Genomic DNA, 18,431 nt, shown 5'->3' with positions numbered 1-18,431 from the left:
GTGCATTGGGGCTAACCGGTGACGGATTTCGGTGGCCGGTAGCTGGCGGCGGTTGCGGGGGCTCAACGAGAAGCTGACCGCGCAGCCTGGTTACGCGCTTGTCGGCGTGCTGCGCATTCCCCAAAGGCGGGCCAGTCCAGCTCGCGTTATTTCACGCCGGGTGGTCGTCGCTGTGGTGGCGTTGCTGCTCACCGCCGGGATCGTCTACGTCGACCGCGACGGCTACCTCGACGCCCAGGGCGATCGGCTGACGTTTCTGGATTGCCTCTACTACGCTGCGGTGACGCTGTCGACGACCGGCTACGGCGACATCACGCCCATTTCCGAATTCGCGCGAGCGATCAACATCTTCGTCATCACACCGCTGCGGATTGCGTTCTTGATCTTGTTGGTCGGCACGACTCTCGAAGTCCTCACGGAAACATCCCGTCAGGCGTACAAGATCCAGCGTTGGAGGAGCAGAGTGCGCAACCATACCGTCGTCATCGGCTACGGCACCAAGGGCAAAACGGCGGTGGCCGCGATGGTCAGTGACGAGTTAGTTCCGGGTGAAATTGTGGTCGTCGACACCGATTCGGGTGTCCTCGAACGTGCCGCGGCAGCCGGTCTGGTCACCGTGCATGGTGATGCCACCAAGTCCGACGTGCTGAGGTTGGCCGGCACTCAGCATGCGTCTTCGATCATCGTCGCCACCAGTCGCGACGACACCGCTGTGCTCGTCACGTTGACGGCGCGCGAGATTGCGCCCAAAGCCAAGATCGTGGCGTCCATCCGGGAGGCCGAAAACCAGCACTTGTTGCGGCAGTCGGGTGCGGACACGGTGGTGGTCTCCTCCGAGACCGCCGGGCGGCTGCTCGGCATCGCTACCACGACGCCCAGCGTCGTGGAGATGATCGAGGATCTGCTGACCCCGGAAGCCGGCCTGGCCGTTGCCGAACGTGAGGTGGAGCAGGCCGAGGTGGGCGGGTCTCCGCGGCACCTGCGCGACATCGTGCTCGGCGTGGTACGTGACGGCCAGCTGCTGCGCATTGGGGCGCCCGAGGTGGACGCCATCGAGGCCAGCGACCGGCTGCTCTATATTCGCCAGGTGGGGCGCTAGTGGCGATCGCAAGCGCGGCGGAGCCGGGCGCGGCGGGTCGCCACCAGGTGGGGCGCCAGTGACGAACGTAAGCGGCGTGGATTTTCAGCTGAGAAGCGTTCCGTTGCTTTCGCGCGTCGGCGCCGACCGGGCCGACCGGCTGAGGACCGACATGGAGGCGGCCGCCGCGGGATGGCCAGGCGCGGCATTGCTGCGGGTGGATTCCCGCAATCGCGTGCTGGTCGCCAACGGCCGGGTGTTGCTTGGCGCGGCCATCGAGCTGGCCGACAAGCCACCGCCAGAGGCGGTATTCCTGGGTCGCGTCGAGGGCGGCCGCCACGTCTGGGCGGTGCGGGCAGCGCTGCAGCCGATCGCTGATCCCGACATACCAGCCGAGGCGGTGGACCTTCGTGGGCTCGGCCGAATCATGGACGACACCAGCAGCCAACTGGTGTCGTCGGCATCGGCGCTGTTGAACTGGCATGACAACGCACGATTCAGCGCCCTAGACGGCGCGCCGACGAAACCGGCCAGGGCCGGCTGGTCACGGGTCAACCCGATCACCGGTCATGAGGAGTTCCCCCGTATCGACCCGGCGGTGATCTGCCTGGTTCACGACGGCGCTGATCGTGCCGTGTTGGCTCGCCAGGCGGCGTGGCCGGAACGGATGTTCTCGCTGTTGGCTGGCTTTGTCGAGGCCGGAGAGTCGTTCGAAGTCTGCGTCGCCCGGGAGATCCGCGAGGAAATCGGCCTGACCGTTCGCGATGTGCGCTATCTGGGCAGCCAGCAGTGGCCGTTCCCGCGGTCGTTAATGGTTGGCTTTCATGCCTTGGGTGACCCGGATGAGGAGTTCTCGTTCAGCGACGGCGAAATCGCCGAAGCCGCGTGGTTCACCCGCGATGAGGTGCGCGCAGCGCTTGCCGCCGGCGATTGGTCCAGTGCGTCGGAGTCGAAACTGCTACTGCCCGGGTCGATCTCGATCGCCCGCGTGATCATCGAATCGTGGGCAGCGTGCGAATGAAAGTCCACGTCGTTAACCCGCGATCTTTACCAGCTTCGCTTTGACCTCGTCCGCGCTCGGGTTAGTCAGCGTCGACCCGTCGGCGAACTTCACCGTGGGAACAGTTCTGTTGCCGCCATTGACCGAGCCGACGAACTCCGCGGCCGCACGGTTGTGTTCGATGTCGACCTCGTCGTAAGCGATTCGGTTGGCCGTGAGCGCTGTTTTGAGTCGAAGGCAATAGCCACACCATGATGTCGTATAGATGGTGAGCGCAGCGGTGATCATGACACGCTAACCTAGCGCGGCGACGACCCGGGCGGTGTGGCGGCTCGGCAGTTGTTCATGTCGCACGCCCCACGGCGTGGCGACACGCCCGGTCTGTCATCTACCGCTGCCAAGATGGACGTCATGTCGATAGCCAGCGACCCATTGATTGCCGGGCTGGACGACCAGCAGCGCGAAGCCGTACTGGCTCCGCGTGGACCGGTGTGCGTGCTGGCCGGTGCCGGAACCGGCAAGACCCGCACCATCACTCACCGGATCGCTTCGCTGGTCGCGAGCGGTCACGTCGCCGCCGGGCAGGTGCTGGCTGTGACATTCACCCAGCGCGCGGCGGGCGAAATGCGCAGCCGGTTGCGCGCACTCGACGCCGCGGCACGGACCGGTTCGGGCGTCGGCGCTGTGCAGGCGCTGACCTTTCACGCGGCCGCGTATCGCCAGCTGCGGTACTTCTGGTCGCGCGTAATCGCTGACACCGGCTGGCAGCTGCTGGACAGCAAGTTCGCCGTGGTGGCCCGCGCCGCCAGCCGCACCAGGCTGCACGCCAGCACCGATGATGTGCGTGACCTGGCCGGCGAGATCGAGTGGGCCAAGGCGTCCCTGATCGGCCCCGAGGAGTATGTGACCGCAGTGGCGGCCGCACGCCGAGACCCCCCGTTGGACGCCGCGCAAATCGCGGCTGTCTACTCCGAATACGAGGCGCTCAAGGCCCGCGGCGACGGCGTCACCTTACTTGACTTCGACGACCTGTTGCTGCACACCGCGGCCGCGATTGAAAACGACGCCGCGGTGGCCGAGGAGTTCCAGGACCGGTACCGGTGTTTCGTCGTGGACGAGTACCAGGACGTCACCCCCCTGCAGCAGCGGGTGCTCTCGGCCTGGTTGGGTGATCGGGACGACCTGACCGTCGTCGGCGACGCCAACCAGACCATCTACTCGTTTACCGGGGCTTCGCCTCGTTTCCTACTCGACTTCTCGCGGCGGTTCCCGGACGCCGCGGTGGTGCGGCTGGAGCGTGATTACCGGTCAACTCCGCAGGTGGTGTCATTGGCTAACCGGGTGATCGCCGCCGCCCGGGGCCGTGTTGCCGGCAGCAAGCTACGGTTGTCCGGCCAGCGTGAGCCGGGTCCGGTCCCGTCGTTCCATGAGCATTCCGACGAGCCCGCCGAGGCTGCCACGGTGGCGGCGTCAATCGCCCGGTTAATCGCATCGGGCACTCCGCCATCCGAGGTAGCCATTCTCTACCGAGTCAATGCGCAGTCAGAGGTTTATGAAGAGGCGTTGACCCAGGCGGGTATCGCCTATCAGGTTCGCGGTGGCGAGGGGTTTTTCAACCGTCAGGAAATCAAGCAGGCGTTGCTTGCCTTACAGCGTGTGTCCGAACGTGATACCGATGCCGCGTTGTCCGACGTGGTTCGCGCGGTGCTCGCACCACTGGGGCTGACGGCACAACCGCCGGTCGGCACCCGCGCCAGGGAACGCTGGGAAGCGCTCACCGCGCTGGCCGAGCTGGTCGACGACGAGCTGGCGCAGCGTCCCGCACTGCAGCTGCCAGGCCTGCTTGCCGAGCTACGCCGGCGGGCGGAGGCGCGGCACCCACCGGTGGTGCAGGGCGTCACGCTGGCCTCACTGCACGCCGCCAAGGGACTGGAATGGGACGCGGTGTTCCTGGTCGGATTGGCTGACGGCACGCTGCCCATCTCACATGCGCTGGCACACGGCCCCAATAGCGAGCCCGTAGAGGAAGAGCGTCGGCTGCTCTACGTCGGAATCACACGGGCCCGAGTCCATTTGGCGCTCAGCTGGGCGCTATCACGGTCCCCGGGCGGGCGCCAGAGCCGCAAGCCCTCGCGGTTCCTCAACGGCATTGCGCCGCAGACGCGCGCCGATCCGGTGCCGGGCACATCCCGACGCAACCGGGGCGCCGCAGCGCGCTGCCGGATCTGTAACAACGAGCTGAACACTTCGGCGGCCGTCATGCTGCGGCGGTGTGAGACGTGTGCAGCCGACGTCGACGAGGAGTTGTTGTTGCAGCTCAAGTCCTGGCGTCTGAGCACCGCCAAGGAACAGAACGTCCCCGCCTATGTCGTTTTCACCGACAACACCCTGATCGCGATCGCCGAGCTGCTACCTACCGACGACGCGGCGCTGATCGCGATCCCCGGCATCGGTGCCCGCAAGCTGGAACAATACGGATCGGACGTGCTGCAGCTGGTTCGCGGTCGGACCTGAACCGGGCCTGTACCGGCAAACGCGCAGGTCAGAAAATCGGTTGTGGTCAGCTGCTGCCACCGGTTAACCTCCAGGTCGCATTCTGCTGCCAGCCTGGAGATGGCATTGGGGGGCTGGCAACCGCGCGCGACACGAGAGGAGGGCGGCCGCGGTGATTGACAACAACGCATTTGGTGTCGGCGCGGCTGCCGCGGTGCCAACCGCGGGAACCCCCCATAGCAAGAACCGTGTCGCCGCCGCGACTGACGAGTCCGTGGAGCGGGGCTCTACGTAAGCGCTACGTAATCAGCCCCGTTTCGCCAGATGGCCACGGACCCGAAGTCACAGGATCCGTGGCCAAACTTTCGGGACATCTGCCCACCGCAGCATCCCTGGTCCGGATCACTTTCGAAGAACCGCCACCAGACCAGGAAGCAGGTGAAACAGGACGTGTCGGTACTGACAGTCCCCAGACAGACCCCCAGACAAAGATTGCCGGTTTTGCCGTGCCACGTCGGTGATCCCGATCTGTGGTTCGCCGATACCCCGGCCGGTCTCGAGGTAGCCAAGACACTGTGTGTGAGCTGCCCGATCAGGCGGCAGTGCTTGGCCGCGGCGCTTCAGCGGGCTGAACCCTGGGGCGTTTGGGGTGGTGAGATATTCGACCAAGGCTCGATCGTGAGTCACAAGCGTCCGCGCGGACGTCCGCGCAAGGATGCTGTTGCATAGCCCGCGATGGTGCGCCCGCCGGCGCGAGCCGGCTCAGACGACGATCGCGTCGGGCTCGGCGAAACCCGGGATCAGCTCCTCCGACAGGGCCTTGATCGGCACATGCGCGTCCAGCTGGCATAGGATCGCGCCCACCGATGCGATAACCCGCATCGGAATCGCGAGCTTGGCCGGCAGGTCCATCTGGCGCGCCGTTCTGATCTGCGCAACCGAGCGGTCGATCTGACTGACGGTCATTTTCTGTAACCACTTGCGGGTGTAGTGGAAGACCTCGACCTGGATGGGCTCGACGTATTGGCGCAGCATCTCGTCGATCTCGCGAACCGACACCTGTCGTCCTCGCTGGATCAACCCGGCCTTCTCCATCGTCGGCAACAGGAGGTCGTAGTTCTTCTCGCGGGCCAGTCGAATCGTCATCCCGAGCTCTATCGGGAAGCCGCCGGGCATCGGTGCCACGGCACCGAAGTCGATGATGCCCATCCGGCCGTCGGGCAGCAGCATGAAATTACCGGGGTGGGCGTCGCCGTGCATCAACCCCAGCCGCCGTGGTGCGTCGAAGGTGAGCTCGGCGAGCAGCGTACCGATCAGATCACGCTGCTCGGTGGTCCCGTGACGGATGATCTCTGCCATCGGCACACCTTCGATCCACTCCTGGATCACCACCTTCGGTGCGCTTGCCACGACGTGAGGCACCTGGAAGCGCGGGTGGTCGTGGTACGCCTTGGCGAAGGCGCGCTGGTTGGCGGCCTCCAGCCGGTAGTCGAGTTCCATTTCGGTGCGTTCAACCAGTTCGTCGACCACCCCTTGGACGTCGGCGCCGGGTGAGAGCTGTTTGAGCACGCCGACCATGCGCTGCATGGTCTTGAGGTCCGCGCGCAGCGCCTCGTCGGCGCCGGGATACTGGATCTTGACGGCCACTTCTCGGCCGTCCGACCAGATTGCTTTGTGCACCTGGCCGATGCTGGCAGATGCCACTGGGGTGTCGTTGAACGAGCTGAACCGCTCCCGCCATTTGGTGCCCAGCTGTCCGTCGAGTACCCGGTGCACCTTACTGGCGGGCAGCGGTGGGGCGTCCTTCTGCAGCTTGGTCAGTGCTTCCCGGTAGGGTTCGCCGAACTCGTCGGGAATGGCGGCCTCCATCACCGACAGCGCCTGGCCGACCTTCATCGCGCCACCCTTGAGTTCGCCGAGGACGGTAAACAACTGATTGGCGGCCTTCTCCATCAGCTCGGCGGTAACCTCGTCTTTTGACTTACCGGTCAGTCGCTTGCCGAGCCCGAGCGCCGCCCGACCGGCGAAGCCGACCGGGATGCTGGCCAGCTTCGCATTGCGCGCGGCGCGGCCCCGTTTGATATCTGACACACTCCCATCATCCATGACGGTTATCCGGTCGGGGTGTTGATCTGGTAACAACTGCCTGGGTGCGGACGGTTGAGCTTGCCCCGAGTCGACAAGCGTCGACAAGCGCCGACAAGCGTTGTGGTGTTGGCCGCATCAGTGAAATGTGCAGGAGGGTGGACCGCAAGAAACCATGTCAGCAAGATCAACGCAGCACGACGCTGCCGACGCCCTGTTCAGAGCGATCATCGAAACGCTGGACAAGCACCGCAACGAGCGCACCCTGACAGAGGACGTGCTCGACACCTTGGCCAGAGCCTATGCGTCAATCTCGACCAACGTGCCGGAGCAGGGACGACTGGGTTAGACGTAACGTCAACAAAAACACCGCGGATGCCTGGTCCATTGTCGCGCCACGATAGAGCCAGCGTTGAGATCGAACTCCAAGGTGGTGTTCAGCGCCGACGGGGGCTCAGGGGTCGCCTCCTGTCCACGCACGGCGGCGATCACCCGGTTCACTTGGCTGAGCGCCAGCGCCGCCGTCGCTAACAACGTGGCCCGGTCGGCCACCCCGACGGTGTCCCGCAATTGGGCGGCGATGGCCGGCCACGCGGCGTCGCGGTCGCTGCGATGCAGGTCAGCGCAACCGAGACAGCTGGTCACGCCGGGGACCACCAGGGGCCCGACCATCCCGGTGCCGTCACGAACCCGAACGGGAAGATGCGGAACTCTCTCGGTGTGCAGATCGCGCACCATGTGCGGATCGGCCACCAGATAGTCCGACAACACCACCAGATCCACGCCCGCGGGAGTCACCGCCGCATGTGGTTGGCTGCTGTGCCTGATCCGGGCACCGGAGCAGCGCAGCGCCTGGACGAGCAGGTCTGACAACGGCCCGCGACCGTGGACCCGGATGGACGCGGCGCGACGCCGGGAATCCAGGTTTCCGGGGTTGGCTAGGGGGGTCGCTACACCCGCGCCAACCAGTTGCGCGACAAGGTTCGCCATGGCGTCACCGTCAACCAATCCACGCTCGGCGGCTTGGCGCTGCAACTCGGTGATTGGTATCGGTGATCGCATGGACCGCAGCAGCGCGGCCAAACCTGTCGCGGTTAATCCACGCGGTGGACGGACGAGCACAGCCCGACGAGGATCCCAGCCCACTTGCACGGCACCGTCGGGTCTTAGCAGCACCGGCATCGCAGGATTCAACGAATACAGAGCAGACGCAGCCCGCCGCATGACCTGAGACGGTGCCACACTGCGAGCAGACACACCGCTCAGTTATCCACAGGACCGCCATCGTGGCCGGAGTCGTCGGCGCCGCGGGCCTGCTGGTCCCGCTCGAGTTCGGCGATCGCTTCGTCGATACCGCTGGTGTCGCCGCCGATGACACGGTCGATAAAGGCGGCCGGGTCGTCGAGATCGTCAGTGGCGGGCAGCAGGTCCGGGTGCTGCCAGACGGCGTCGCGGGCGTCCATGCCGACGGCCCGGGTGAGGCGCTCCCACAGCGCTCCGGCCTCCCGCAGTTTGCGTGGCCGCAGCTCCAGCCCGACCAACGTCGCAAAGGTCTGTTCGGCGGGGCCGCCACTGGCTCGGCGTCGGCGCAGCGTCTCGCTGAGCGCTGCCTCACCCGGAATTCGCTCGCCCAGCGCCGCAGTCACCACGGTCTGCACCCAGCCTTCGATCAGGGCGAGCAGTGTTTCGAGTCGTTCCAATGCCTGCGTCTGGGCCGGCGTTGCCTTGGGCTCGAATACTCCCTGGCTCAGCAGCTGTTCCATGGCGGCGGGATCGGCCAGCGACGTCGGATTGATATCGCGGGCCAGCTCCTCGATTCCGGTCATATCGATCTTCATGCCCATGGCGTAGGCCTCGACGGCGCCGAGCAGTTGACTGGCCAGCCAGGGAACGTGGCTGAACAGGCGGTGATGTGCGGCCTCACGGGTGGCCAGGAACGTCAGAATCTCGCTGCGCGGTTGCTCGAGTCCGGCGGCAAACGATTCGACGGCGCCGGGCAGTATTGCGGCCACCCCCTTGGGCCCCAGCGGTAGACCGATGTCGGTAGACGTCAGCACCTCACGGGACAGCCGGCCCAGCGCTTGGCCCAGTTGCGAACCAAACGCTATGCCGCCCATCTGCGACATGATCGACAGCAGCGGGCCGGCCATGCTCTTGGCCTCTTCCGGCAGCGACGACGCCCAGACCGTGGAGATCTGCTGGGCCATGGGATCGCACAGCCGTTTCCAGGTAGCCAAGGTGTTGTCGACCCAGTCGGTGGGGCTCCAACCCACCGCCTTGGTGGCGCCAGCGGGTAGCGAGGTTGCCCCGTCAAGCCAGGTGTCGGCCAGATGCACCGCGTCGGCGATCGCCGAGTTCGTGGCCGCCGGGATGGGCGCGATGAACCCGATCGAGCTCGACGCGACCTGCCGGGCCAAGTCGTAGTTGACCGGTCCTGAGGTTTTGCCCGCGGCCATCGCGGTGCCGACGCCGCCGAACATCTCTCCTAGGCGGGTGAAGATTTGCCCCAGGTCGGCCATGTTGAATTCTCCACCGATGCCGAACGCGCCCAACGGATTGGCGCCCGATCCGGAATCGGCACCGTCCTTCCCGCGCTTATCGCGCCCAGACGGATCTTCCGGGGGGTCGTCTCCGGAAGAGAAGCCGAAAGGCAGGTCACCCATGACCTCACCGGTACTCACCGCGGGAACAGAAGGTGCGATCAGCGGTCACGCTCGCAGCTGAACCAGCCCGGCCAGGTCCGTCTAGTGTATGCGGCGTGAATAGGCGGATATTGACCTTGATGGTCGCGCTGGTGCCGATCGTGGTATTCGGCGTGTTGCTCGCCGTGGTAACCGTGCCGTTTGTGGCGCTGGGACCCGGCCCAACGTTCGACACGCTCGGCGAGATAGACGGCAAGCAGGTGGTCCAGATCGTGGGCACCCAGACCTACCCGACGTCAGGTCACCTCAACATGACGACGGTCTCCCAGCGCGACGGTCTAACCCTGGGTGAAGCCCTGGCCCTGTGGCTTTCGGGTCAAGAACAGTTGATGCCACGCGACCTCGTCTACCCTCCGGGCAAGTCGCGGGAAGAGATCGAAAATGACAACGCCGCTGATTTCAAGCGCTCCGAGGCCGCCGCTGAGTACGCCGCTCTGGGGTACCTGAAGTATCCGAAAGCAGTCACCGTCGCCTCGGTCATGGATCCAGGGCCATCGGTGGACAAGCTGCAGGCCGGTGACGCCATCGACGCCGTCGACGGCACTCCGGTGGGCAACCTCGACCAGTTCACCGCGCTGTTGAAGAACACGAAACCGGGCCAGGAGGTGACGATCGACTTCCGCCGCAAGAACGAGCCGCCCGGCATCGCGCAGATCACGCTGGGCAAGAATAAGGATCGCGACCAAGGCGTCCTGGGCATAGAGGTGGTGGACGCGCCGTGGGCGCCGTTTGCCGTGGACTTCCACCTCGCCAACGTCGGCGGCCCTTCGGCCGGACTGATGTTCAGTCTGGCCGTCGTCGACAAGCTCACCAGTGGCCACCTGGTTGGGTCGACGTTCGTCGCAGGCACCGGCACGATCGCCGTCGATGGCAAGGTGGGCCAGATCGGTGGCATCACCCACAAGATGGCCGCTGCTCGAGCGGCCGGCGCGACGGTGTTTCTGGTGCCCGCGAAGAACTGCTACGAGGCAAGTTCCGACAGCCCGCCCGGTTTGAAGTTGGTGAAGGTCGAGACGCTTAGCCAGGCGGTGGACGCGCTGCACGCGATGACGTCGGGCTCGCCGACGCCGAGCTGCTAGCTCGCGCCGGCTGCTGCGGATGGTTGCGGTGCGTAGAGTTATGACCGTCGAGAAAGTCTCAACCAGCCAGAACGATCAGGGAGCGTAGCTAGTGGGAATGCGGTCCGCCGCAAGGATGCCGAAACTGACACGGCGCAGCCGGATTCTGATCATGATCGCACTGGGTGTGATCGTGCTGCTGCTCGCTGGCCCGCGTTTGATCGACGCTTACGTCGACTGGCTGTGGTTTGGTGAGCTTGGCTACCGCTCAGTGTTCACCACCATGCTGGCTACCCGCATCGTGGTGTGCTTGGTTGCCGGGGTGGTGGTCGGCGGCATCGTGTTCGGCGGGCTCGCCTTGGCCTACCGCACTCGCCCGGTGTTCGTCCCGGATGCCGACAACGATCCGGTTGCACGGTATCGCGCCGTCGTGCTGGCACGCCTGCGGCTAGTCGGCATCGGAATCCCCGCGGCGATCGGCTTGCTGGCCGGCATCGTCGCCCAAAGCTACTGGGCTCGGATCCAGCTGTTCCTGCACGGCGGTGACTTTGGGGTTAGGGATCCGCAGTTCGGGCGGGACCTCGGCTTCTACGCGTTCGAGTTGCCGTTCTACCGGCTGATGCTCAGCTACATGCTCGTTTCGGTATTTCTGGCATTCGTGGCGAATCTGGTGGCGCACTATATCTTCGGTGGCATTCGGCTATCCGGACGCACCGGTGCGCTGAGCCGCTCGGCGCGCGTCCAGTTGGTTAGCCTGGTCGGGGTACTGGTGTTACTTAAAGCCGTTGCTTATTGGCTGGATCGGTATGAGCTGCTGTCGCACACGCGTGGCGGCAAGCCGTTCACCGGTGCCGGGTACACCGATATCAACGCCGTCCTGCCGGCGAAGCTGATTCTGATGGCGATTGCGTTGATTTGCGCGGCCGCAGTGTTCTCGGCGATCGCCCTGCGGGACTTGCGGATTCCGGCGATCGGCCTGGTGTTGTTGCTGCTGTCGTCGCTGATTGTCGGCGCCGGCTGGCCGTTGATCGTCGAGCAAATCAGCGTCAAACCCAACGCTGCGCAAAAAGAGAGCGAATATATCAGCCGAAGTATCACCGCAACTCGGCAAGCCTATGGCCTGACGTCTGATGTGGTGACCTATCGCAATTACAGCGGTGATAGCCCGGCTACCGCGCAACAGGTCGCTGCCGACCGCGCGACTACCTCGAACATCCGGCTACTCGACCCGACAATCGTTAGCCCGGCGTTCACCCAGTTCCAGCAGGGCAAGAACTTCTACTATTTCCCGGACCAGCTGTCGATCGACCGCTACCTCGACCGCAACGGTAACCTGCGCGACTACGTCGTCGCGGCCCGCGAACTCAACCCGGACCGGTTGATCGACAACCAACGGGACTGGATCAACCGGCATACCGTGTACACCCACGGGAACGGGTTCATCGCCTCACCGGCCAACACCGTGCGCGGTATCGCCAACGACCCGAATCAAAATGGCGGTTACCCCGAATTCTTGGTCAACGTCGTCGGGGCCAATGGCACCGTGGTGTCTGATGGGCCGGCGCCACTGGATCAGCCGCGGATCTACTTCGGTCCGGTGATCTCTAACACGTCCGCGGACTATGCGATCGTTGGACGCAATGGCGACGACCGCGAATACGACTACGAAACTAACATCGACACCAAGAGATACACCTACACCGGAAGCGGTGGAGTCCCGCTCGGTGGTTGGTTAGCCCGTAGCGTGTTCGCTGCGAAGTTCGCGGAGCGAAACTTTTTGTTCTCCAATGTGATTGGCTCCAACAGCAAGATCTTGTTCAACCGCGATCCGGCGCAGCGGGTGGAGGCGGTCGCGCCGTGGCTGACGACAGACAGCGCTGTGTATCCCGCGATCGTCAACAAGCGACTGGTGTGGATCGTCGACGGCTACACCACGTTGGACAATTACCCGTACTCCGAGCTCACCTCGCTGTCCTCGGCGACCGCGGACTCCAACGAGGTGGCGTTCAACCGGTTGGTCCCGGACAAGAAGGTTTCCTACATCCGCAATTCGGTGAAGGCCACTGTGGATGCCTACGACGGAACGGTCACGCTGTACCAACAGGACGAAAAGGATCCGGTGCTCAAGGCCTGGATGCAGGTCTTCCCCGGCACGGTAAAGCCTAAGAGCGACATTGCGCCGGAGCTTGCCGAGCACCTGCGGTATCCCGAGGACCTGTTCAAGGTGCAGCGCATGTTGTTGGCCAAATACCACGTCAATGATCCGGTGACGTTCTTCTCCACATCGGATTTCTGGGACGTGCCGCTGGACCCGAATCCGACCGCCAGCAGTTATCAGCCGCCGTATTACATCGTCGCGAAAAACATTGCTAAGGACGATAATTCAGCCTCATATCAGTTGATCAGCGCGATGAACAGATTCAAGCGTGACTATCTGGCCGCCTACATCAGCGCCAGTTCCGATCCCGCGACCTACGGCAATCTCACGGTGTTGACCATCCCAGGCCAGGTCAACGGGCCCAAGTTGGCCAACAACGCGATCACCACCGATCCGGCGGTGTCCCAGGACCTCGGTGTCATCGGACGCGACAACCAAAACCGCATCCGCTGGGGCAACTTGCTCACGCTCCCGGTGGCCCGGGGCGGACTGCTCTACGTCGAACCGGTCTATGCATCCCCGGGAGCCAGCGACGCTGCTTCGTCCTACCCGCGGCTGATCCGGGTGGCGATGATGTACAACGACAAGGTGGGATACGGCCCCACGGTGCGGGATGCGCTCACCGGCTTGTTCGGGCCCGGGGCCGGTGCGACGGCTACCGGGATCGCGCCCACGGAGGCAGCGGTACCACCGAGTCCCGCTGCGAATCCACCGCCGCCTGCCAGTGGACCCCAACCGCCGCCGGTGACTGCGGCGCCCCCGGTTCCCGTCGGGGCGGTCACCTTATCGCCGGCCAAAGTTGCTGCGCTGCAGGAGATCCAGGCTGCCATCGGCGCGGCGCGGGATGCGCAGAAGAAGGGCGACTTCGCCGCCTACGGGTCGGCGCTGCAGCGACTTGATGAGGCCATCACCAAGTTCAACGACGCCGGGTAGTCAGTCGGGGCGCTCGCGGCGAGCAGACGCAGAAGTCGCCGATTTCACCGGAAATCGGGGACTTCTGCGTCTGCTCACGGGTGCTCGTCGGCTCCCGGATCCGCGTGGTCGTCCCCTCGAACCCGGCCTCGCCCCACACCCCGTCGGCCACCTCGCCGCATCCACGGATTCACCGCGGCCCAGCGGGGCTGGGACCGGGGGGGTCAATGCGCGCCGGGCTCCATTGGGCAGTGATGAAGTCGGGATTGTCGAACTCGCCGTGGTGATCCGGTGTCCCGGTTTGGAAAACGGCGAAGCACGCCTTCACGGCCAGCAGGTAGCGCAGCCGCGGACCGGGACGGTGGAAGGCCATACCGTATCGGTGCACCACATTCTTGCGAACCTGCGTGCCCAGACCGAGCTGGAACTTCCCGCTGGTAGCTTCCTGGAGCTCCCACGCCGCGGCTGCCGGGACGAAGGGACCGCGCGGGAACGCCAACGCGATCCCGGTGGACAGCTCAAGGCCGGGCGCGGCCGGCGAGGCGACAGTTGCGTTTGAGATCGACGGTGCGGCCGTTTTCGGGGAACAGAGAACCCTGCGGCCTGGGCGACGCGCCAGGTCACCGAGCTGGCTGAGCGGCTGCGGAATCATCATCGCATCGACGCGTACGGCGCAGCTGTATGCCCGAGCTCCGCTGATCTGGGCGGTCGTACTCCGGCACCCGCGATTTGGCGAGCTTCGTGCGTGTTCGGTAGCCTGGCATTTACCGACGCGGGGTGGAGCAGCTCGGTAGCTCGCTGGGCTCATAACCCAGAGGTCGCAGGTTCGAATCCTGTCCCCGCTACCAGCGGAAATGACCCCAGAGGTGCGACCTCTGGGGTCATTTTCATGCCCGATGGGAACGGATTTGGGAACATTAGTCTTGCTAATTGCTTGGCTTGCTATTTAGCTTGCTTGCGGTCTGAACGTCAGTCTTCGCCGATCAGGACTGCGGCTGCTGTCCTGGGCTGCTTAGCGGTAACCCGGGTTTCGGGCGTGCGGATCGGTCTGTAGGGGCCTCTGAAATCGTCTCGGGCCAGCCCCGTTTGGCGGGCGTGGTGTTTGCGAGAGCGGGCGCGATGATGAGGTCTCGTCGGTGATGCGCGCGGTGGTCAGGTGAGGTGATAGCCGAGGCGTCGAGCGGCGCGCCAGCATTGCTAATGCGAAGGCTGCCGCAACGCGCAATGGTTATCGGTGGTGGCGCCCATCCGGTTCGCAGCGCCCCGCGCCGCGCCAGGTATGTCGGAGTGCGCGGCTATCGTGACCCGCCGGGAGGACCGGGAGATGGGAAAGCAGGGAGACCGCAAGGCTAGAAAGCAGCGTGCTCAGGAACGGGAGCAGCACCGTCGTCAGGCGAGCGCCAACCGCGAACCGTGACGCGGCCGGTGGCGGCATCAAGATGCCGCCACCGGCCGCGCCGGATGCCCCTGTACAACGGCCCGACTACTCCGAAACCGACTGGGACGCGCTACGGGCCGCTTATCCACGTGACGCTGAACGGGTGAAGCGGGCCATGTTCATTGTGTCAGCGGCAACCGAAAACTGATCAGGTGTCGGCAAGGTGGTTTCTAGGCGGTGTCGCAACACATCTCTAGGTTCTGGAGGTTGTGTTGTCATCGTCTCGTCGCGTGAAAAAGGGTCCGGGCCGGCGCCCACAGTCGGCCAAGCGTCAACGGTTTATGGAGCTGCGGGCTCGGGGCTGGTCCATCTCGGCAGCGGGTCGTGAAGTTGGAGTATCCCGGACTGCAGCAAACAATTGGGCGCGGGGATACAAGACCTATCGGCGTGGCGAAGCCGTCGGATTCGTGCCCGCGCTCGATCGTTTGGCTGTGCGCCAAATTAGTAGTCGCTATCTGTCCGAGGAGGAGCGGATCAACATCGCCGATCTGCGCCGCTCGGGCCTAAGTATCCGCAAGATCGCCGACCAGCTCGGACGGGCACCCTCGACGGTGTCGCGGGAGCTACGCCGCAACAGTCGCCGCGATGGCCAGTACCGGCCGTTCGAAGCGCATCGCTGGGCGGTTCAACGCCGAGTCCGCCGTCACCGGCGTCGGATCGACAAAAACCCCGACCTTTGTGAGCTGATCGCCGAGCTGCTGGCCCAGCGGTGGAGCCCGCAACAGATCGCCCGGCATCTGCGACGGAAATACCCCGATGACCGGTCGATGTGGTTGTGCCACGAAAGCATCTATCAGGCCGTCTATCAGCCTCAATCACGATTGATCCGGCCGCCGCAGGTCAAGTCGCCACACCGTGGCCCTCTGCGCACGGGACGAACTCATCGCCGCGCCCATCTGCGTCCTGGCCGTCGCCGCCCGCGCTTCGCCCAGCCGATGTTGTCGATTCACCAGCGGCCGTTCGATCCCGCCGACCGCTCCGAGCCTGGCCACTGGGAAGGAGATCTCATCGTTGGTAAGAACCAGGGCTCGGCGATTGGCACCCTCGTCGAGCGACAGACACGTCTGATTCGGCTGCTGCACCTGCCGACCCACGACGCTTACTGCCTGCGCATCGCGATCACCGAGACCATGAGCGACTTGCCGGTGACGCTGGTCCGGTCCATCACGTGGGATCAGGGCATCGAAATGGCCCGGCACATCGACATCACCGCCGACCTGGGCGCGCCGGTCTACTTTTGCGACTCCCGCTCACCGTGGCAGCGAGCCAGCAACGAGAACTCCAACGGTCTGCTACGGCAATACTTCCCAAAGGGCACCAGCCTCAGCACCTACACGCCCGACCATCTGCGGGCTGTCGAATACGAGATCAATAACCGACCCCGCCAAGTCCTCGGGCACCGCAGTCCCGCTGAACTTTTCACCGCGCTGCTAACCTCACCAGACCATCAATTGTTGCGACGTTGACTAGAACCCACCTTGCCGCGCTCTGGTCAGTATTCAGTTGCCGCCGACAGGAAGAGGGTATGTGATGCAGTGACCACCTCGGCAGACCCCACCAGCGTTCGGAGGGTGAGGATCAGCGGGTAAGGCGGCATTCGTAACAGGTCGCCGGTGAAGTTGGAGGCGCGTGTATGTTCGGCGATGCTGGCCCATTCCCGCTCAGTAGGATGATCCATTCCCCGGGGGCCCCTTCCCCAATCCTCTAGTCGTTCAGCTCAGGCGGCTGAGCAGGCCCTTACCCTCGCTTCGCTGCAGAGCGATGACTTGGGCCTCGAGTTCCTTCAGCGCCTCGTATAGCGCCTCAGTGACGGTAGGTCCGCCCTTGTTGTATCGCTGGGCGATATCCCAAACCGATGCCGAAAGCGGAAGACGATCGGGCCTCGCATCCTTGAATCCGTTCATATCGAGAACAGTAATCATGACCCCCGACAAGCTCGTCGAAGGATTCCGGCACCCCGGAGAACCCCGTCGCCACCCACGACGCGACGTCGGCTACGGCCCGGTGGCTCCGCTGGCTGCATTGCATCGCGGCACGCCGCCGAAACGCCTCCGTAGCCGCGTCGGGGATGAGCACTATCTTCGGGTAAGTGGAGTATGTTCAGCTGTTTTCCAAGGGGCGCCTCAACGATCTCGCTGGCTCCTTAGCCGGATTTCTCGGAAAGGCGAGCCAAGCCACGGCGCAGCGTCTTCAGAGCTGGGACGCCGACGACCTGCTGAACACGCCCGTTGATGACGTCGTCGAACAGCTCGTCGAATTGGGTTCGGTCGAATGCCCCGATCTGCGCGTCGACGACGCTTTCATGCTGCCAGCCACCGAGGTCGACCAGCAGTACCGGGATTGGGGCGAACAGCGCACCCGACGCGTGACGAGGCTCGTTCTCGTGGTGCCCTTCGAGGGGCATAAGGACATCTTTAACCTTCGCCCGGACCAGTTCACGACCATGCCGCCGCAGGTACTGCGGCTACAAGGTCACGAAATCCACCTGGCGATCGACAATCTGTCGAATGACGCCGCGGCGATCAACGCGGCGTTTCATAAGCAGATCGCGAATATTGAGAAGTACCTCGGTTGGTCGCGCCGGCAGATCGACTTGCACAACCAAGGACTGCGCAACGAGCTACCGGGCATGGTGGCGAGGCGCCGTGAGCAGCTCTTAGCGACCCGAAACCTCCAGGCCGAGATCGGCTTCCCTGTACGCCGCAGGAAGGACGCCGACACATACGCAGCTCCGATCAGTCGGAAAAGCGTGCGTCCGCGGCCACACCGCCCAGCGGGCGCGAGGGCAGCATTCAAGCCGGAGCCTGCAATGCAGGATGAGGACTACCAGTCCGCACTTCGGGTGCTCCGTAACCAGCGGAACGCGTTGGAGCGCACCCCATCTGTCGCCGCCAAGCTCGACGGGGAAGAAATCCGAGACATGCTGCTCGTCGGCCTCAACGCACAGTTTGAAGGCGATGCCGGGGGCGAACTCTTCAACGGCGCAGGCAAGACCGACATTCTCATTCGCGTCGACGACCGCAACATCTTCATTGGCGAATGCAAAGTGTGGTCGGGCCCAAGAACCATGGACGATGTGCTGAAGCAGCTATTCGGCTACCTTGTGTGGCGCGACACCAAGGCCGCGATCTTGCTCTTTATCCGCAACAAAGACGTGACCGCGGTCATCGATAACGCCATCGCCAAGATCAAAGAGCACCCGAATCATAAGCGCTGCCCCGCACATCGGGCCGGTGCAGACCAGTACGAGTTCACCATGCACGCCGACGGTGATCCCGAACGCGAGATTCACCTGACATTGATTCCCTTTGCATTACGCCCGACAGCAGAGGTGCCAACGACGACCATTCCGTGAGCCGCCCCAGTCGCGCAAAGCCACCGCGACGGCGGCTAGGCCATTCCGTTGTCTGATCGCGTCCTCGCATCAAGTGGGGCTTTGGTCAACGAAGCGTTAAGTGCTCAGACCATCCGCCACACAGTTGAGGAACCTACAGCCCGTCCGGTCTC

15 protein-coding genes, 1 tRNA gene and 1 other annotated feature are annotated in these 18,431 nt (G+C 64.4%); of the genes, 10 read left to right on the top strand and 6 right to left on the bottom strand.

What is annotated here, in order from left to right; all coding sequences use genetic code 11:
- Positions 1-31: 31 nt before the first annotated feature.
- A complete protein-coding gene (locus tag Rv3200c; protein ID NP_217716.1) occupies positions 32-1,099 on the top strand; it encodes a transmembrane cation transporter in 1,068 nt (355 codons plus the stop codon).
- Between the two features lie 58 nt (positions 1,100-1,157).
- The gene (gene nudC / locus Rv3199c) at positions 1,158-2,099 is read left to right on the top strand and encodes an NADH pyrophosphatase (protein ID NP_217715.1); all 942 of its coding nucleotides are present in this window, start codon (positions 1,158-1,160) and stop codon (positions 2,097-2,099) included.
- Between the two features lie 12 nt (positions 2,100-2,111).
- Here nudC and Rv3198A read toward each other — a convergent pair whose 3' ends face one another.
- Positions 2,112-2,366: a glutaredoxin protein gene (locus Rv3198A; protein YP_177941.1), complete on the bottom strand. Its 255-nt coding sequence runs from the start codon at positions 2,364-2,366 to the stop codon at positions 2,112-2,114.
- 123 nt (positions 2,367-2,489) lie between these two features.
- On the opposite strand from Rv3198A, the gene uvrD2 reads away from it, so the two are divergent.
- Positions 2,490-4,592: an ATP-dependent DNA helicase UvrD gene (gene uvrD2, locus Rv3198c; RefSeq protein NP_217714.1), complete on the top strand. Its 2,103-nt coding sequence runs from the start codon at positions 2,490-2,492 to the stop codon at positions 4,590-4,592.
- A gap of 429 nt (positions 4,593-5,021) precedes the next feature.
- The gene (whiB7, locus tag Rv3197A; protein ID YP_177940.1) at positions 5,022-5,300 is read left to right on the top strand and encodes a transcriptional regulator WhiB7; all 279 of its coding nucleotides are present in this window, start codon (positions 5,022-5,024) and stop codon (positions 5,298-5,300) included.
- A 33-nt stretch (positions 5,301-5,333) separates the two neighbouring features.
- On the opposite strand, the gene Rv3197 is transcribed toward whiB7, so the two are convergent.
- The gene (locus tag Rv3197; protein NP_217713.1) at positions 5,334-6,677 is read right to left on the bottom strand and encodes an ABC transporter ATP-binding protein; all 1,344 of its coding nucleotides are present in this window, start codon (positions 6,675-6,677) and stop codon (positions 5,334-5,336) included.
- A gap of 127 nt (positions 6,678-6,804) precedes the next feature.
- Between Rv3197 and Rv3196A the strand changes: the two genes are divergently transcribed.
- Positions 6,805-7,005: a hypothetical protein gene (locus Rv3196A; RefSeq protein YP_177939.1), complete on the top strand. Its 201-nt coding sequence runs from the start codon at positions 6,805-6,807 to the stop codon at positions 7,003-7,005.
- An 8-nt stretch (positions 7,006-7,013) separates the two neighbouring features.
- Here Rv3196A and Rv3196 read toward each other — a convergent pair whose 3' ends face one another.
- Both Rv3196 and Rv3195 read right to left on the bottom strand, forming a co-directional pair.
- Entirely contained in the window at positions 7,014-7,913 is a 900-nt protein-coding gene (locus tag Rv3196; protein ID NP_217712.1) for a hypothetical protein, read from the bottom strand.
- Positions 7,914-7,918: 5 nt separating this feature from the next.
- Positions 7,919-9,337, bottom strand: a complete 1,419-nt coding sequence (locus Rv3195) for a hypothetical protein (protein ID NP_217711.1) — start codon at positions 9,335-9,337, stop codon at positions 7,919-7,921.
- Between the two features lie 77 nt (positions 9,338-9,414).
- On the opposite strand from Rv3195, the gene Rv3194c reads away from it, so the two are divergent.
- Positions 9,415-10,437 carry a hypothetical protein gene (locus Rv3194c; RefSeq protein NP_217710.1) on the top strand — a complete coding sequence of 341 codons (1,023 nt, stop codon included), beginning with the start codon at positions 9,415-9,417 and terminating at the stop codon, positions 10,435-10,437.
- A gap of 91 nt (positions 10,438-10,528) precedes the next feature.
- Positions 10,529-13,507 carry a transmembrane protein gene (locus tag Rv3193c; protein ID NP_217709.1) on the top strand — a complete coding sequence of 993 codons (2,979 nt, stop codon included), beginning with the start codon at positions 10,529-10,531 and terminating at the stop codon, positions 13,505-13,507.
- Positions 13,508-13,676: 169 nt separating this feature from the next.
- Here the strand turns inward: Rv3193c and Rv3192 are convergent, their stop codons facing one another.
- Positions 13,677-14,138: a hypothetical protein gene (locus tag Rv3192; RefSeq protein NP_217708.1), complete on the bottom strand. Its 462-nt coding sequence runs from the start codon at positions 14,136-14,138 to the stop codon at positions 13,677-13,679.
- Between the two features lie 119 nt (positions 14,139-14,257).
- Here Rv3192 and metU point away from each other — a divergent pair.
- A tRNA-Met gene (gene metU / locus Rvnt38) sits at positions 14,258-14,331 on the top strand.
- A 1,024-nt stretch (positions 14,332-15,355) separates the two neighbouring features.
- Positions 15,356-16,387: a mobile genetic element (IS1603, len: 1032 nt. Insertion sequence IS1603. This region is a possible MT-complex-specific genomic island (See Becq et al., 2007).), on the top strand.
- Entirely contained in the window at positions 15,356-16,390 is a 1,035-nt protein-coding gene (locus tag Rv3191c; protein NP_217707.1) for a transposase, read from the top strand. It overlaps the preceding feature by 1,032 nt.
- Positions 16,391-16,636: 246 nt before the next feature.
- Here Rv3191c and Rv3190A read toward each other — a convergent pair whose 3' ends face one another.
- The gene (locus Rv3190A) at positions 16,637-16,846 is read right to left on the bottom strand and encodes a hypothetical protein (protein ID YP_007411905.1); all 210 of its coding nucleotides are present in this window, start codon (positions 16,844-16,846) and stop codon (positions 16,637-16,639) included.
- Positions 16,847-17,013: 167 nt separating this feature from the next.
- Between Rv3190A and Rv3190c the strand changes: the two genes are divergently transcribed.
- A complete protein-coding gene (locus Rv3190c; RefSeq protein NP_217706.1) occupies positions 17,014-18,279 on the top strand; it encodes a hypothetical protein in 1,266 nt (421 codons plus the stop codon).
- Positions 18,280-18,431: the final 152 nt, after the last annotated feature.

Origin of the sequence: Mycobacterium tuberculosis H37Rv (assembly GCF_000195955.2) — a bacterium.
GTDB classification, from domain to species: Bacteria; Actinomycetota; Actinomycetes; order Mycobacteriales; family Mycobacteriaceae; genus Mycobacterium; species Mycobacterium tuberculosis.
This window is presented reverse-complemented; position numbering and strand designations above follow the sequence as displayed.

Bases quoted from the DNA above. Each gene is read 5' to 3' on its own strand.
- Rv3198A (YP_177941.1), bottom strand. From the start codon at position 2,366: ATGATCACCGCTGCGCTCACCATCTATACGACATCATGGTGTGGCTAT.
- uvrD2 (NP_217714.1), top strand. From the start codon at position 2,490: ATGTCGATAGCCAGCGACCCATTGATTGCCGGGCTGGACGACCAGCAG.
- Rv3197 (NP_217713.1), bottom strand. From the start codon at position 6,677: ATGGATGATGGGAGTGTGTCAGATATCAAACGGGGCCGCGCCGCGCGC.
- Rv3192 (NP_217708.1), bottom strand. From the start codon at position 14,138: ATGATTCCGCAGCCGCTCAGCCAGCTCGGTGACCTGGCGCGTCGCCCA.
- Rv3190A (YP_007411905.1), bottom strand. From the start codon at position 16,846: ATGATTACTGTTCTCGATATGAACGGATTCAAGGATGCGAGGCCCGAT.